Origin of the sequence: Neorhizobium sp. S3-V5DH, from assembly GCF_004343065.1 — a bacterium.
GTDB classification, from domain to species: Bacteria; Pseudomonadota; Alphaproteobacteria; order Rhizobiales; family Rhizobiaceae; genus Neorhizobium; species Neorhizobium huautlense.
Genome location: NZ_SMCL01000003.1, coordinates 403,923 through 418,295, shown reverse-complemented (window position 1 = coordinate 418,295; position 14,373 = coordinate 403,923). Strand labels below are relative to the sequence as shown.

At 59.4% G+C, this 14,373-nt stretch carries 10 protein-coding genes and 3 pseudogenes; 5 read left to right on the top strand and 8 right to left on the bottom strand.

Annotated features, from left to right (window positions below):
• Window positions 1-75 precede the first annotated feature (75 nt).
• Window positions 76-1,035: an MBL fold metallo-hydrolase gene (locus EDE09_RS07930; RefSeq protein ID WP_132409626.1), complete on the top strand. Its 960-nt coding sequence runs from the start codon at window positions 76-78 to the stop codon at window positions 1,033-1,035.
• Window positions 1,036-1,185: 150 nt separating this feature from the next.
• Here EDE09_RS07930 and EDE09_RS07925 read toward each other — a convergent pair.
• A pseudogene (locus EDE09_RS07925) lies at window positions 1,186-1,368 on the bottom strand (transposase); the annotation flags it as partial.
• Between the two features lie 258 nt (window positions 1,369-1,626).
• Between EDE09_RS07925 and EDE09_RS07920 the strand changes: the two are divergent.
• Window positions 1,627-4,398, top strand: coding sequence for a GAF domain-containing protein (locus tag EDE09_RS07920; protein ID WP_132409624.1), 2,772 nt, complete (start codon window positions 1,627-1,629; stop codon window positions 4,396-4,398).
• Window positions 4,399-4,669: 271 nt separating this feature from the next.
• Here the strand turns inward: EDE09_RS07920 and EDE09_RS07915 are convergent, their stop codons facing one another.
• The 6 genes and pseudogenes from EDE09_RS07915 to EDE09_RS07890 form a co-directional block, all read right to left on the bottom strand.
• Window positions 4,670-4,921 carry a hypothetical protein gene (locus EDE09_RS07915; RefSeq protein ID WP_132409622.1) on the bottom strand — a complete coding sequence of 84 codons (252 nt, stop codon included), beginning with the start codon at window positions 4,919-4,921 and terminating at the stop codon, window positions 4,670-4,672.
• Between the two features lie 183 nt (window positions 4,922-5,104).
• Window positions 5,105-5,992, bottom strand: a pseudogene (locus EDE09_RS07910) (IS3 family transposase); the annotation flags it as partial.
• A gap of 12 nt (window positions 5,993-6,004) precedes the next feature.
• Window positions 6,005-7,981: a Fe(3+)-hydroxamate ABC transporter permease FhuB gene (gene fhuB, locus EDE09_RS07905; protein ID WP_245505083.1), complete on the bottom strand. Its 1,977-nt coding sequence runs from the start codon at window positions 7,979-7,981 to the stop codon at window positions 6,005-6,007.
• Between the two features lie 7 nt (window positions 7,982-7,988).
• On the bottom strand, window positions 7,989-8,873 hold the full coding sequence (locus tag EDE09_RS07900) for an ABC transporter substrate-binding protein (RefSeq protein ID WP_132409618.1): 885 nt from the start codon (window positions 8,871-8,873) through the stop codon (window positions 7,989-7,991).
• Window positions 8,874-8,935: 62 nt separating this feature from the next.
• On the bottom strand, window positions 8,936-11,086 hold the full coding sequence (locus EDE09_RS07895) for a TonB-dependent siderophore receptor (RefSeq protein WP_165924134.1): 2,151 nt from the start codon (window positions 11,084-11,086) through the stop codon (window positions 8,936-8,938).
• Window positions 11,087-11,249: 163 nt separating this feature from the next.
• Window positions 11,250-12,134, bottom strand: a complete 885-nt coding sequence (locus tag EDE09_RS07890) for an AraC family transcriptional regulator (RefSeq protein WP_132409616.1) — start codon at window positions 12,132-12,134, stop codon at window positions 11,250-11,252.
• Between the two features lie 140 nt (window positions 12,135-12,274).
• On the opposite strand from EDE09_RS07890, the gene EDE09_RS07885 reads away from it, so the two are divergent.
• Window positions 12,275-13,090: an ATP-binding cassette domain-containing protein gene (locus EDE09_RS07885; protein ID WP_132409614.1), complete on the top strand. Its 816-nt coding sequence runs from the start codon at window positions 12,275-12,277 to the stop codon at window positions 13,088-13,090.
• A 361-nt stretch (window positions 13,091-13,451) separates the two neighbouring features.
• Here the strand turns inward: EDE09_RS07885 and EDE09_RS28110 are convergent, their stop codons facing one another.
• Window positions 13,452-13,700: a hypothetical protein gene (locus EDE09_RS28110; RefSeq protein WP_165924133.1), complete on the bottom strand. Its 249-nt coding sequence runs from the start codon at window positions 13,698-13,700 to the stop codon at window positions 13,452-13,454.
• 37 nt (window positions 13,701-13,737) lie between these two features.
• On the opposite strand from EDE09_RS28110, the pseudogene EDE09_RS28105 reads away from it, so the two are divergent.
• Together EDE09_RS28105 and kdpF are read left to right on the top strand one after the other, a co-directional pair.
• Window positions 13,738-13,911: pseudogene (locus EDE09_RS28105) on the top strand (transposase); the annotation flags it as partial.
• Window positions 13,912-14,262: 351 nt separating this feature from the next.
• On the top strand, window positions 14,263-14,364 hold the full coding sequence (gene kdpF, locus EDE09_RS07870) for a K(+)-transporting ATPase subunit F (RefSeq protein WP_207914818.1): 102 nt from the start codon (window positions 14,263-14,265) through the stop codon (window positions 14,362-14,364).
• Window positions 14,365-14,373: the final 9 nt, after the last annotated feature.

The following is a 14,373-nucleotide window of genomic DNA, read 5'->3' as shown; positions in this document are numbered from 1 at the left end:
TGCTGATCGAGACATCCTTAGCTGATGACGAGGAACTTGCAAGTCACTCCGCACCCTCAATCAAGGATCAAATTTATGCCATCCCGCCGTTCCATTCTCAAAAGCGCTCTGACCGGCCTGGTCGTCGTACCTTTTGTCGTGCCGTCAGTCACTTTCGCCAAAGCACCCTTTGCAGCTGTTCAAGCACCCGGATTCTACCGGTTAAAAATCGGCACTGTGGAGGTTACGGCCCTGTCGGACGGAACTGTAGCCCTGCCGCTTGCCAAGCTCTACACCAACACCAGCGAGCACGATGCACAAAACGCGCTGAAAGATGCGTTTCTGCCGGACATGGTCCCAACCTCCGTCAACGCTTTCCTTGTCAATACTGGAGAAAGACTGGTGCTGATCGATGCAGGCACCGGTGCCTATCTAGGGCCATCGCTCGGCAAACTCGTGTCCAGCATTGAGGCTTCCGGTTACAAGGTGGATGACATCGATGATGTCGTCCTCACTCATATTCATACCGATCACTCCGGCGGGTTGATGAGCAATGGCAAACGTACCTTCCCGAACGCCATGTTGCGGGTCAATGAACGAGAGGCAAAATTCTGGCTGAGTGCGGCGAATGCGAAGGCAGCCTCGGGCATCGTCAAGCAGCAGTTCGTCGAGGCGGATCAATGTGTAACACCATATGCTGAAGCTGGAAAATTCGAGACCTTCGCGGATAACGCGGCACCTGTTCCCGGTCTCGGTTCCATTCTTTATGCGGGGCATACGCCGGGTCACAGCGCCATCACGCTGGAAAGCGAAGGCCAGAAGATCGTATTCTGGGGCGACATCACCCATGGCGATATCGTGCAATTCGATGAACCGGGCGTCGCCATTGAATTCGACATCGACCAGACAGGCGCCGTGGCCGCACGCGACATTGCCTTCAAGCAGGCGGTGGAAGGCAGATATCTTGTGGCAGGCGCGCATATCGCCTTTCCGGGCATCGGCCATGTGCGCAAAGACAGCACGAATTACGACTGGCTGCCGATCAACTACGGTTAAGGTCCGACAACCGGCTGTCATCCGGTGAAACAAGCGGATCAGTGAAGAGGCTGCACAACAGCCTCTTCTTCGGCAGTTAAGAACGTCGTCTTGCCGAGGGTTCCTGCTGATTTCGTCTTTTGAATGAGTACAAATGCTCAACAGGCGCCGCGGTCGGAAATGGTTAAAATCCTCCGGCCATTCTTCGATGGTGCTGCGGGCACGATCAACGCCGAAGAACAGGCTTTCGTACAAGAGATCGCCACGCATACGGCCGGTGGAGGACTCGACATAGCCGTTCTGCCTCGGCTTTCCCGGTGCGATGTAGTGCCACTCGACGTTGTGATGCCTCGAAGAGCCGCACTCTCCGTGCGTCGTCGGCATAAACTCAGCGGCCGACATTCGGACGCTCAGTGAAGATCCGTCGGAAAGTGGTGATGATACCAGGTAAATCCGGCCACCGGCTCAGGTAAGTCCGTGGCATTACTACGATCACTGGCATCAGCAAGATAGCGCGTGTCCGCGTCTGAGATTCTGAACTTGAGTTTAGCTGGCGGAACTCTGTCGCGCTAACAGACGTTAAACAGCGTTTTTGATGCGCCGGGGGTGCTAATGGCTAATGCGTGGATCGCGATCGATGACGGATTGATGGATTCCGGGCCGAATATTCTGCAGGCGCCTCTTACTCTACATCCGGTTGCCGAACTCCTGAAAACGGTTGACTTCGCACGCACATCCCTTGGCCCGCCGGACTGTTGGGATCCCTCTCTCAAATCGGTGATAGCCCTGATGGTCGATAGCCAGTTCCCCATGTTCGTGGCATGGGGTGACGAACTGGCCTTCCTTTACAACGACGCCTATGCGCAGATACTCGGTGGAAAGCATCCGGCCGCCTTTGGCGCGCGGTTCAAGGATATATGGCACGAGATTTGGGACGACATCTTCCCTCTTATTGATAGAGCGATGAGGGGCATCGCCACCTTCAGCGAGGACCTTCCGCTGATTATGAACCGCGCCGGCTATGACGAACAGAGCTGGTTTACCTTTTCGTATTCGCCGGTACGGGATCACCATGGCGCCGTGCGGGGAATGTTCTGCGCCGTCACTGAAACCACCCAGCGCGTTATGCTGGAGAAGAGGCAAGCCTTTCATCTCGCGTTGGAGGAAACGCTGAGGGATATCGCAGATCCAGTTGCAGTGATGGCCGCAGCTTCCGAAGCACTGGGCAGAGCGCTCGGCGTAGCAAGAGTTGGTTACGGTGAAATCGATGATGAAGAAGAACACGTCATCGTGGAGCGCGATTGGACAGACGGGCGAATCGCGAGTGCTGCTGGCAAATACCGCATGAATGACTTCGGCCCGTCGATCATCGAAGAGCTCAAACACGGTCGAGTCCTGTGCGTAGACGACGTCGACCAGGATGATCGGATCGGGAGCATGGCTGCGGTGTTCCATGCAATCGGATCGCGAACCGTCTTGGCAGTGCCCCTGATCAAACATGGCCAATTAAGAGCTATGTTATTTCTTCACCATCCGCTTCCACTCAAGTGGACGCATAACGATGTTGCTCTTGCGACCGAGGTTGCCGAACGGACGTGGTCGGCTGTCGAGCGCGCAAAATCGGAAGCTGAAAAGGCACGGTATACGGCGCGGCTGGATTTCCTCGATGCGCTAGGAAAGACGACGTCTCCGCTAAAGGATGCGGACGCCATATTGGAAACCAGCACCCGTATGCTCGGCGAACAACTGGGCGTATCCGTTTGCGCCTACGCCGACATGGACGCTGACGAGGACGGCTTCACCATACGAGGAGACTGGGCGGCCCCCGGTTCCGACCACATTACTGGCCGATATCATCTCAGAGATTTTGGCAGATTAGCCGTTGACGAGCTTTCTGCGGGACGCCCCCTCGTGATCAGTGACAATTTGAAGGAACTTGCCCCGGAAGAAGCAGCCACGTTCAGGAAAATTGGCATCGCGGCGACGATCTGCTTGCCACTGGTGAAAAATGGAAAACTTACGGCTCTCATGGCCGTCCATCGCAAGCTGCCGCATAATTGGACGTCTCATGAACTTGCGCTGGTCCAGGAAGTCACCGAGCGCTCATGGGCCCATATTGAACGCGTAAGATCAGAGGCCGAGTTGTTCGCGAGCCAGGCGGAGTTGCGTCGCGCCAACGAGTCATTGGAGGCAACGGTCGCGGAGCGCACTGGCGAACTCATGGCAGCGGAGGAAACTCTGCGGCACGCGCAAAAGATGGAGGCCGTAGGGCAACTCGCCGGCGGGCTGGCCCATGACTTCAACAATCTCCTGGCAGGGATCCTCGGCAGTCTCGAGGTGATGAGGAGCCGCGTGGCAGAGGGGCGTTTGAGCGATATCGATCGTTATCTGACTGCTGCAACTGGCGCGGCCGCGCGCGGCGCATCTTTAACGCAGCGTATGCTCGCGTTCTCCCGGAGACAAACGCTTGCTCCCAAGCCCACGGATGTCAACAAGCTCATAACTTCGATGGAGGAGCTGGTGCGTCGGAGCGTTGGCCCCGCAGTCGCCGTCGAGGTCGTTCAGGGATCCGGAGCATGGCCGACACTTGTCGATCCGGGTCAATTGGAAGGCGCGCTTCTGAACCTGTGTATCAACGGACGCGACGCGATGCCATCCGGCGGCACGTTGACGATCGAAACGGCAAACCATTGGATTGATGATCGCATGGCGCCTGCTCTGGGGTTGAAGGCCGGTCAATATCTATCGGTTTCTGTCTCGGACACGGGTACGGGCATGGCACCAGAAACAGTCGCTCGCGCCTTTGATCCATTCTTTACTACGAAGCCCATCGGCCAGGGGACCGGCCTCGGCTTGTCGATGGTATGGGGGTTCGCCGGCCAATCCGGCGGCAGCGTCAGGATCTTTTCGGAGCTGGGCGAAGGTACGGCTGTATTCATCTACCTGCCTAGGTTCACGGGGGAGGTTGGCGCGGACGAGACGATACCTGCCGGCAGGCCGACTGCTGCGGCGCCAAGTCAGACAATCCTTCTCGTGGACGACGAGCCTCTGATCCGCATGGTCGCTGCTGAACAACTGGAGGAATTGGGTTATGTGGTCATTGAGGCTGGTGACGCACGTGAGGCAACCGAGGTCCTGGAAGCAGATCGACAGATCGACCTGTTGCTGACCGATGTGGGGCTGCCAAATGGCATGAATGGCCGCCAGCTTGCAGATCGTGCCCGCGAGACGCGGCCGAACCTACCTGTCCTGTTTGTGACGGGCTACGCGGAGAATGCAGTGTTAAACCAAGGGCATCTATTGCCAGGCATGGAGGTTTTGACCAAGCCGTTCGACATGGATACGCTGGCACGACGGGTGAAGGTGTCCATCGAAGGTGAATAGCCCACGCGAGATCCCAGCCTTACGACCGCCCGATTTCCAGCACGCTCTGGCCGAAAACCGATATCGCTGGTCCAACTCCCATTAAGGTGTGAGCAGCTGTTAAGGTAATCCGGGCGCCGCGACCGGCGGCATTGAGCTGTTGTTGTGGCAACACCGGACTTGCTTGTGCAAGCGCCTAAACACATCAGAACGTCAGTCTGCCTTCAGCGCCGCACTGCAGTTCCAACATAAGCTCTCGCCCGAGAGCGTGGTAACGCGATCGAGCGTCTGGTTATTGCCGAACGAAACCCGCGAGACGGACCATTTGGGTAGCGCGACCGGCCTGAAGCATGGGGTTCATCCGTTCCATAACCGCGGGGTTTGGCTCGCCGTAAATCTCGAACGCGACAACCGTGCAATACCGCATAACTTCAGCGATGTAGGGATCGGCATGCCGCCAGTGTTCGAGGATTGCTTCGGAATCTCGATAAAGTTGATAGCTGATGGCGGTCAGTTGCTCTTCGTCGATGAAAGTCTGCACCATCAGTTGTGGACCATTTTCACTTACGAAATCGACTGCCGCGTAAATGGCTTGCTTGAAGGCGCGACGAAGGCAGAGAGGGAGCACCCTATTTGGCAAGCAGTAGGGGACCGTAGAACTCGCTTTCCACCACCCGCTGAGCCGCTCCGGTAATCCCCCATTCTTAACGGGGCTCGGCAGTAAAATTCACGCGGCCATTTTCAGTTTCTGTGCGGGCGTTATGCCGCCGATGCCCATATTGGGCCGTTCGTTGTTGTACATCCAGAGCCACTGCGTGGCGAATTCCTGCGCCTCCTCAATGCTTTCGATGATGTACTGGTCAAGCCATTCATGTCGGACGGTGCGGTTGTAGCGCTCGACATAGGCATTCTGTTGCGGCTTTCCGGGCTGGATATGGCTCAAGGCAATTCCTTGCGTTGCTGCCCACTCCATCAGTTTGCCACTGACATACTGAGGTCCGTTATCCACACGAATTGCGAATGGTCTGCCTCGCCATTCGATGATCTGGTTCAGGCTGCGGATGACGCCTTCAGCAGGCAGCGAAAAGTCCACCTCGATGCCCAGCCCCTCGCGGTTGAAGTCGTCCAAGACATTCAACAGTCGGAATTGCCGACCATCCTCCAAACGATCCGCCACGAAATCCATTGACCAGACCAGGTTCGGCGCATCCGGCACAGTCAGAGCGTCCGGCTTGTCCCGCTTCAAACGCTTGCGTGGCTTGATTCTGAGGTTCAACTCCAGCTCACGGTAGATGCGGTATACGCGCTTGTGGTTCCAGCGATGTCCTCGGACATTCCGCAGGTAAAGGAAGCACAGGCCAAAGCCCCAGGTCTTCTTTGCCCGCGTCAGTCCGAAGAGGAGATCGGCGATCTGCTCGTTCTCGTCGTTCAGCTTGGCGCTGTAACGATAGCAGGTCTCGCTGACCTCGAAGGTGCGGCAGGCAAGCGCAATGCTCACCCCGTGCAACGCCACTGCTTTCCCGGCCATCCCTTGGCCGATAGGCAAATGCTCGCATTTGCCGTAAGGCTCTCGGCGTTGAGACGGCCGTGTTATTTTTTTCCCAAGGCTTCCTTCAGCGTTCTGCCATCATGCGGATCTTTCCTTTCGGCCGAGCAGCCAGAGAAGGTAGGGACCGCCGATCAGCGCGGCAAAGAGGCCGACCGGCACCTGATAGGGATAGATGACAACCCGCGACAGCCAGTCGGCCATCATCATCACGCCTGCGCCGATCAGGATCGCCGCGGCAAGATTGTATTGCAGCTTCTGGAAGCCGAGAAGCCGGGCGAGATGCGGCGCGATCAATCCCGCCAGGCTCAAGGGGCCAATGAGGAAAGATGAGATCGCCGTCATCAATGCAGCAAGAATGGCGAGCAAAAGGCGGGACAGCAGGACATGAAGACCGATGCTGCGGGAGAGGCTGGTGCCGAGCGGCAGGATGGCGAGCCAGCGGGTCATCAGGAAAAGCGGTGCTGTCAACACCACGAGCGTGATCATTGCCGTCCAGGCTTCGACAGCGCCAGCGCGATTGGTCGATCCCGACATCCAGGTGAGCAGGACATAACTGCGCATGTCGCCCTGGGCGAGCACCATGCTGACGATTGCCATACAGAAGGCGCTGATGGCGATGCCGGCAAGCAGCAGCCGTTCGGCCGAAAATCCGGAGCGGCCGGCAATTGCGATCGTCACCAGGAAGGCGCCAAGCGAGCCGAGCGCCATGCTGAGAAGCACGATTGCAGGTGACGGGACACCGAAGACGAAGAGAGCGATCGTCAAACCGGCGCCGCCGCCGCTCGAAACACCGAGTACTTCAGGGCTTGCGATCGGATTGCCTGTCACCCGCTGCATGGTGAAACCGGCTGCTCCGAGCAGCGCGCCGGCCCCGCCGGCTGCCAGGATACGCGGCAGGCGGAAGGGCAGGAGCTCGGAAAAGAGCGGACCAAGTGCAACGCTCAAGCCCCTATCCGTTGGGCCCAAAGTCAGCACGAGTGCGAGGATGACGGCAAGCGCCGCTGCCAGGAGCGACAGCGCGACGGCAGGCTTTCGAAACTGTCGCGAGGTGGCATCGGCTGTTGCGGTCATGGCAGAGAATCCGTTGACGCGCGGCAGAAGGAGGAGAAGCAACGGCCCGCCGAGCAGCGCGGTTGCGGCACCTGTCGGTACGAGATCGGAAAAACCTGGACCCAGCAATTGCGTCAGGCAATCGGCCAGAAAGAGAACCGCGGCTCCCGCAAGAGGAGACGTTATCATCACCTGTCCGGTTGTTCGCGCGCCGCAGAACCTTGCCATGGCGGGCGCTGCAAGCCCCAGAAAGCCGATGATGCCGACTGTTGCCGTGACCGAGGCGGATAGCCAGACGGCGAGGATAAGGATCGAAAACCGGACCCCGTGCAGCGCCACGCCGAGGCTTTTAGCGCTGGAATCATCAAGGGCCAGGACATTCAGCGGTCGCAACAACATCGCCGCGGCGACGATGCCCGCTCCGAGCCGCGGCGCGAGCGAGTTGACGCCACTCCAGTCCTGTTGGTTGAGGGCACCCGCACCCCATATATGGATCGACATCGCATATTCGCCGCGCGCCAGGATGAGCGTCACGCTGAGCGAGGCCGCGATCAGGCTGACAATCATCCCCGAGATCGCTACCGTGACCGGATCGAGCCCGCGCCGCCAGCTCAGCGCCAGCACGATGGCGACCGCCACAAAGCCGCCGGCAAAAGCGATCAGCTCGCGGGAGATGCCGCCCAGAAGCGGCAGGAAACCGAGACTGAAAACCAGCGCCAGTTCCGCACCCGATGCGATGCCGAGGGTCGAGGCATCGGCGATCGGATTGCGCAGCACCCTTTGCAGCAGCGCACCGGAAAGGCCGAGCGCGGCACCGGCGATCAAAGCGATTGCAGCGCGGGGCAGAAGGCTGTTCCACAGCAGGATTGCGTCGAGCGCCGCGGTCGGCGCTGCCTCCCCCGGAACGTGCGGGCGAAACGCCAGCAGCAGAATGAACGACGTAACGCAAGCGATGCCGAGCACGACGGCAGGGAGAAAGTGGGGCAGGCCGGCACGTATGGGCATGGGGAGACTAACCGTTCCGGACATAAGAAAACCCTTTCACCACGAACTCGGCAAAGCGGCTTGCTGCGGGCAGAGCCCCGTAGGGATTGATCGATCCGACCGTCAGAACGCGGTTTTCCCGCACCGCCGGCAAGGCCTTCCAGAACACGCTTTCGGTCAGTGCCGCAAAGGCATCCTCCGGATGCGGAGGAATGAGGACGATCCAGGCTTCGGGCATCGAAGCCAGCGTCTCGATGCCCATCGGCGCCATGGCCGAATAGCTGGTCGCGCCTACCCATGCATTGGCCAGCCCCATGCGTTTCAGCACCTCGCCGAACAGGCTGTCGGACCCGAAGACCCTGTAGTGGCGCGCATCGCCGAGGTTGATCGGCAGGAGGGGACGGCCGTCACCCTTGGCAAAGAGGTTCTTATAGCGATCGAGCCTGTCCGCGAGATCCTCGACCATCCGGCGGGCTGCGGGGAGCCGCAGGCGCTCGCCGATCGCCAGCGTCGCCTGTTCTGCGAGGATATATGGACTTTCGCCGGGCTTATAGATCGGATGACTTTCGACCGGCGCGATACGGCTCATCAGCGGATCGGCCCAGGCATAGAAGTTCGAGTTGAAGATCAGGTCGGGGCGGGCGAAACGCAGCGCCTCGAAATTCGGCGTGCCCCGCAGGCCGAGATCGGCGACGCCCTGCGGCACATCGGGCTTGACCGCAACCTGGCGGAACTGGCGAAGCTCGGTTGCAGCCACGACATTGGCGCCGACCGCAAGCAGCGTTTCAAGAAGTGCCCAGTCGAGAGTCGCAATCCGCGGACCCGCATCTTGCGCGCGCAGGACGCGCGCCGCAGCCGACGCAGCGGCGGCTGAAAGGATGGCTCTGCGGCTAAATCGGTGCACTCTTGACATGTCTCCCAAGGCACAGGAAGGCCAAAATGGCCTTCCTGCAAAACTTGTCTAAGATTGTCAAATTACCAGACCTTGCTGATCTTGAAGTTGACGGTGCGTGCCTCGCCGTAGCCGCAGAAATATTGCGTGTTGCAGCCTGCGACATATTCCTTGTCGAACAGGTTGGTGACGTTGAGCGACGCCTTCCAGTCGTTCTTCTCGTAGTGGATCGCTGCGTCGAAGACGGTCGCATCCGGAACGCGCAGGGTATTCGCATTGTCCGCCCAGGACTTGCCGCGGTAACGCACGCCGGCGCCGAAGCCGAGCCCTTCCAGCGGTCCTTCCGTGACGGTGTAGTCGAGCCAGAGCGAGGCCAGGACATCTGGCACGACATTGGGCGTCTTTCCAATCAGCGTCGGATCGTCCTTGGTGATCTCGATGTCGGTATAGGACGCTGCCGCTATGACTTTCCAGTTCTGGTCCAGGTTGAATTTACCTTCCACTTCGATACCGCGAGAGCGGACTTCGCCGATCTGGCTGGTTATCCCGCCGGTCGTGATCGTGTAATTTTGCTTGGTGATCTCGAACACCGAGGCCGTCAGGCTGCCATCGAGCCAGGTCGGCTCGTATTTGACACCTGCCTCGAGCTGGTAGCCTTCCTCGGGCTTCGGCGCGGCGCCCCCCGTCAGGCCGACGATCGGGCTGAAGAAGCTTGCGGCGCTGACATAGGGCGTCAGGCCGTTGGCGAACTCGTAGGCCAGGCCCGCGCGGCCGCTCCAGGCACGATCGTTACTGGAATAGTTCTGCGTTCCCGCGAGCAGGTCCTCGATCTCGTTGTGGACGTAATCGTAGCGGCCGTTCAAGGTGACGATCCAGCCGTCGCCGAACTTGATCTGGTCCTGGGCGTAAACGCCGACCTGGTTGATCGTATAGACCTGGTGCAGGTTGCGGGCGACCGGCGGCAGGGCGACGCCGTAGGCGGGGTTGGCGGGATCGAAAGCGGGCACTGATCCGAAGGCGCTCGCGAACTGGTCGGTATCGAGGCGGTAATATCGATAATCCAGGCCCGCCATGACCTTGTGCGAGGCGCCGCCCAGGTCGAATTCGTTTTCAATCCGGTTGTCGACGTTGAAGGCGTTGGCCTTCGAAGTGATGTCCTCGCTATAGCGGCCGACCACCGCGTCCGTCTGGTCGATATCGAACGGATAAACGTATTGCTCCCGCTTGAAGAGGTTGGAATAGCGCAGGTTCTGCGTGTACTTCCAGCCGCCTTCGAATTCGTGCTCGAACTCGTAACCAACCATCTTCTGGACGACCGTGCCGTCGTCGAAATTGGGGTCTCCGAGGAACATGTCGCGCGGGATCTTGCCGTAGCCGGCGCTGACGACCGTGCCGCCGTAGGGCAGCAGGCCGTTCGTCGTATGGACCTGATCCAGGCCGCTGATATAACCCCAGACCGTCAGGCTGGTGCCCGCGTCCGGCGAGAAGGTGAACTGCGGCATGATGAAGCCGCGCAGGTCCTCGCTGTAATCGGTATAGTTGTCACCGCCCGCCAGCTTGCCGGTCAGGCGATAGCTGAAGCTGCCGTCAGGCGTGATCTTGTCCGAGAGATCGAAGCCGAAGAAGGCGTTGCCGTTCGTGTTGATGCCGGTTTCTGTGTAGTAATAAGGCTCGTCGGTCGGGCGCTTGCGGATCAGGTTGACGACGCCGCCTGCGTTGGCGCCACCGAGCAGGACGGAGGCCGGTCCCTTGAGGACCTCGACGCGCTCGAGCATGAACGGATCAAGCTGGAAGCCGCCGTAGGAGTGACTGGTGAGCGCCAGGCTGTCGAAGAACACGCCCGTCTGCGATGCGTTGAAGCCGCGAACATAGATCCAGTCGGTGTCTGGATCCGAGCCATAGGGCTGACCGAACACGCCGGGCGTGTAGAGGAGCACCTGATCGATCTTGCTGACGGCGCCGCGGTCGTCCATCTCTTCCCTGCCGATGACCGACACGGATTGGGGGATTTCCCTGAGCGGCATATCGGTCTTGGAGCCGGTCGTCGATTTCTTCGCGACATAACCCTTGACCGGGCCGGTTCCATCGCCTTCGCCTTCGCCATGAAGAACGATCGGCGCCAGTGTCGTATCGGCATTCTGCGCGTGCGCCGCCCAGGCGGCGCAAAGGGCTGCCAGTGCTACACCCGTACCCAGTCCTAGCCTTGCCCCCAAGGCCGCTTCTCTCTTTTCCATTTCAAGCCCCACTCACACGAACTTTTCCGCCGCTCGCGAGAAGCGGCATCGCAATAAGATGAGCAGCTAGCTCATATTTAAAGTTTCGGCTTGGTTCGATCAGCGGCAATTGGACGTTTTTGGGCAAATTCAGAAACGGCGGGCAAATATATGCAAAAATGCATCACTCCTGCTTCGCCTTCCGCCAGCGGGCCGGGGTCGTTCCGATATGCTTGCGGAAGACCTTGGTAAAATGCGCCTGATCCGAGAACCCGGTTTCAGCAGCGATTTCTGTCAAAGGATAGGCATCTGACACCAGCAAATCCTTCGCACGTTCCAGCCGGGCATTCATCTGCCAGTCGTGGGGCGCCATGCCAGTCGACGCCTTGAACGAATGGCTGAAATGCGATGGTGACAGCCCCGTCAAGTCCGCGAGTTCCTGCAGACGGATATTGCGCATGCAGTTTGCGGTGATGAAATCTGTGGCGCGCTGAAGCTGGGAGATTGCCAGCGTTCCTCGCCGCCGCGGCGGTGTCTTCACCATTTTCAGGACATCGATGAGGAGCGCCAGGGTAAGCCCGTCCCCGTAGAGATCGTGCAACGGCTCGGGATTGCAAATCTCGGCGGCAATCAGTCCGGCAAGCGCCATGACGCGCTGGTCCGAGAACAGCAGTTGGGGGTCCTTGAGCTTTTTCGGGTCGATTTCTTCCATGAGCCGACGGCCGAGGATATCCGCGTCGAAGTGGATATCGAGATGACGCACATACTGCACGTCGGCAAAGTCCATCCAGAGATCCATGCCGGCGGGAATGTACGAGATCGGGCTCTGGTTGCTGTCCTGTGGGGCGCCGCGGGATTTCGGCGAAAGCTTGACCAGAGGACGCCCGTGGCCGCGCTGGTCGAGCAGGATGAACAGTCTTGGATCCCGTGCCACATAGTGGCCGCCCGCATAGGCGGCGCATTCCACGTCCCACAGGTCGGCGGTCATGCCGTTCCAGTAGCGGCGCTTCAGCCCGCCCATCACCGAAAAACCCTCGATCCTGTTCTGCATTCGTGGCTGGAAAGTCATGCAGCTATCCTGATCGAATAAACATGTGTATAGTTATCAACTTTAATGCAGGGTATCAATCCTGCCTGCGTGTGGTCTTCAAGCAGGCCATCTGTTGATAACAAAGGAAGCCTACCCTTGCAGTTTATGGATGATGCACTATGCCGCTGAACGCAAACGAGCGTGAGATCGCCAAGCCAAGTCCTCCTCTCCTCTCATTGAAGGAGGTGAGCTTTGCAATCGAAGGTCGCGTCCTGTTGCATCCGCTGACGGTCGATCTTCGGGCAGGCCGGTCCATTGCTCTGATTGGTCACAATGGCTCCGGCAAATCAACAATGTTGAAGTTGATCGGCCGGCAGCAGGCGGCGAGCGCGGGCACTATCCAGTTCGAAGGCAAGCCCCTTGAAGGCTGGGGTACACGGGAACTCGCCCGCCGGCTCGCCTATCTGCCGCAGCGGACGCCGGCAGCGCCCGGCATGTTGGTCAAGGAGCTGGTGGCGCTGGGCCGTTATCCCTGGCACGGCGCGCTCGGCCGGTTCCGCGCCATCGACAGGCAGAAGGTGGAGGAGGCAATTGAACTCACCGGTATAGGTCCTTTTGCCGAGCGCATGGTGGACAGCCTGTCGGGCGGCGAACGCCAGCGTGTCTGGCTTGCCATGCTCGTGGCGCAGGATGCCGCCTGCCTTCTGCTCGACGAACCCATTTCCGCACTCGACATCGGCCATCAGCTGGACGTCCTGTCTCTGACGCACCATCTTTGCCGCGACAAGGGCATCACCATCATCACCGTACTGCACGACATCAACATGGCCGCCCGCTTCTGCGATGAGATTGTTGCACTGCATTCCGGCCGGCTGATTGCCCATGGCACTCCGGGAGAGGTCATGACGACCGAGGAACTTGTTCGCATCTACGACGTCCGGATGGACATCATGCGCCAGCCTTCAAGCGGTCGGCTGGCGGCTCTGGCCCAGTAATCTCAAGAAGGCTCTGTCGCAATTTGGTATGGATGTCATGCAGCGGGATCGTGCGAGGCGATGCCTGTTCTCGGGGCGCAGATAAGGACTTATCCCGTCGCGCAGCTGGCGCCCGGCGCTCGTCATCCGGCGTGGGCCGATTATCATCTATCGTTCGCTCCTTGTCGATCCAGCGTGCGATGGCTTCAAGGCCTGGCAGCAGGTTCTTCTTAAGCGCCGCCGTCAGCTCGTCTTCGAGACCGCATGCATCGCTTATTGAACGCCAGTTGATGCAGTTCATCCGCATCGGCGGGTGTTTGCGGTAGATGATTTTGCGGTAGATGATCAGGCTAGTCAGGTACGGCTTGATGTTGTCCAGTGTTCATTTCGAGACGAGCGGGGCCAGGCGGACGTTGCAGAATTCGGCAATTTTACACTGAAAAGGAATGGATGAAGCAGTTTGGTTTCTCATGCCGATCTTGGATTCGTATTCGTCGCCGGCACCAATGCCGGGGCGTGGATCGAGGAGGCACTTGCATTCCTGCAGCAGCAGCGCCAGTCGGGGGTCGATGCTATGGAAGCATGCCTCAAGTCGGATGAAGGCCTTGCCCCTCAAGGCGAAGGTTCTCATGTCGCTCAAGAGCATCGATCTGCGAACCGCATGCTTCCTGATTGCCGGCCTTCCCGAACTGGGGCTGATTGGCAAAGGCGAGATTGCTAAGCTGGTCGGCGTTACGCCCGTCAATCGCGACAGTGGTCTGATGCGCGGCAAGAGGATGATCGCAGGTGGTCGCAAGCCCGTGCGAGACGCCCTTTACATCGCAGCGTTGCCCGCTATCCGCTTCGATCCCGCCATGAAAGCCGTCTTCGAACCACTGAAGGCGGTTTGACGGCGACCGCCGCGAAGCGGGCAGGTGATCCGCCAGCCAACCGGCCCTCCGGCTCGGACAGACGAAGCCTGCTTGGTAGCTGTGGCTATCATGGCAATGGGGCGATACTCGACCGTCGGGGGTGCATCCTTATGTTTTCTTTATCTCCACCACGCGCCTTCCCAATCGAAGCCTAACCCGAAACGCCCTTAATTCTCCTCCTGTATCAACAGGAGACCCGGACATGTCCGACCTCATCTTTATCGCGCTCGGCGGCGGCACGCTTCTCATGCTGGCCCTTTATGCCCGCGCGCTCGACCGGCTGTGAGGGCAACGCAAATGCTTGAACCTCTCTTCGGCCTCGCTGTCGCCATCGCCCTCGGCGTCTATCTCGTCGTGACGCTCCTGCGTCCCGAACGCTTCTGATCGGAGCAG

Excerpts from the sequence above, each read along its gene's own strand:
- EDE09_RS07930 (WP_132409626.1), top strand. The coding sequence starts at position 76 with ATGCCATCCCGCCGTTCCATTCTCAAAAGCGCTCTGACCGGCCTGGTC.
- EDE09_RS07920 (WP_132409624.1), top strand. The coding sequence starts at position 1,627 with ATGGCTAATGCGTGGATCGCGATCGATGACGGATTGATGGATTCCGGG.
- EDE09_RS07915 (WP_132409622.1), bottom strand. The coding sequence starts at position 4,921 with ATGGTGCAGACTTTCATCGACGAAGAGCAACTGACCGCCATCAGCTAT.
- fhuB (WP_245505083.1), bottom strand. The coding sequence starts at position 7,981 with ATGCCCATACGTGCCGGCCTGCCCCACTTTCTCCCTGCCGTCGTGCTC.
- EDE09_RS07900 (WP_132409618.1), bottom strand. The coding sequence starts at position 8,873 with ATGTCAAGAGTGCACCGATTTAGCCGCAGAGCCATCCTTTCAGCCGCC.
- EDE09_RS07895 (WP_165924134.1), bottom strand. The coding sequence starts at position 11,086 with ATGGAAAAGAGAGAAGCGGCCTTGGGGGCAAGGCTAGGACTGGGTACG.
- EDE09_RS07890 (WP_132409616.1), bottom strand. The coding sequence starts at position 12,134 with ATGACTTTCCAGCCACGAATGCAGAACAGGATCGAGGGTTTTTCGGTG.
- EDE09_RS07885 (WP_132409614.1), top strand. The coding sequence starts at position 12,275 with ATGCCGCTGAACGCAAACGAGCGTGAGATCGCCAAGCCAAGTCCTCCT.
- EDE09_RS28110 (WP_165924133.1), bottom strand. The coding sequence starts at position 13,700 with ATGAGAACCTTCGCCTTGAGGGGCAAGGCCTTCATCCGACTTGAGGCA.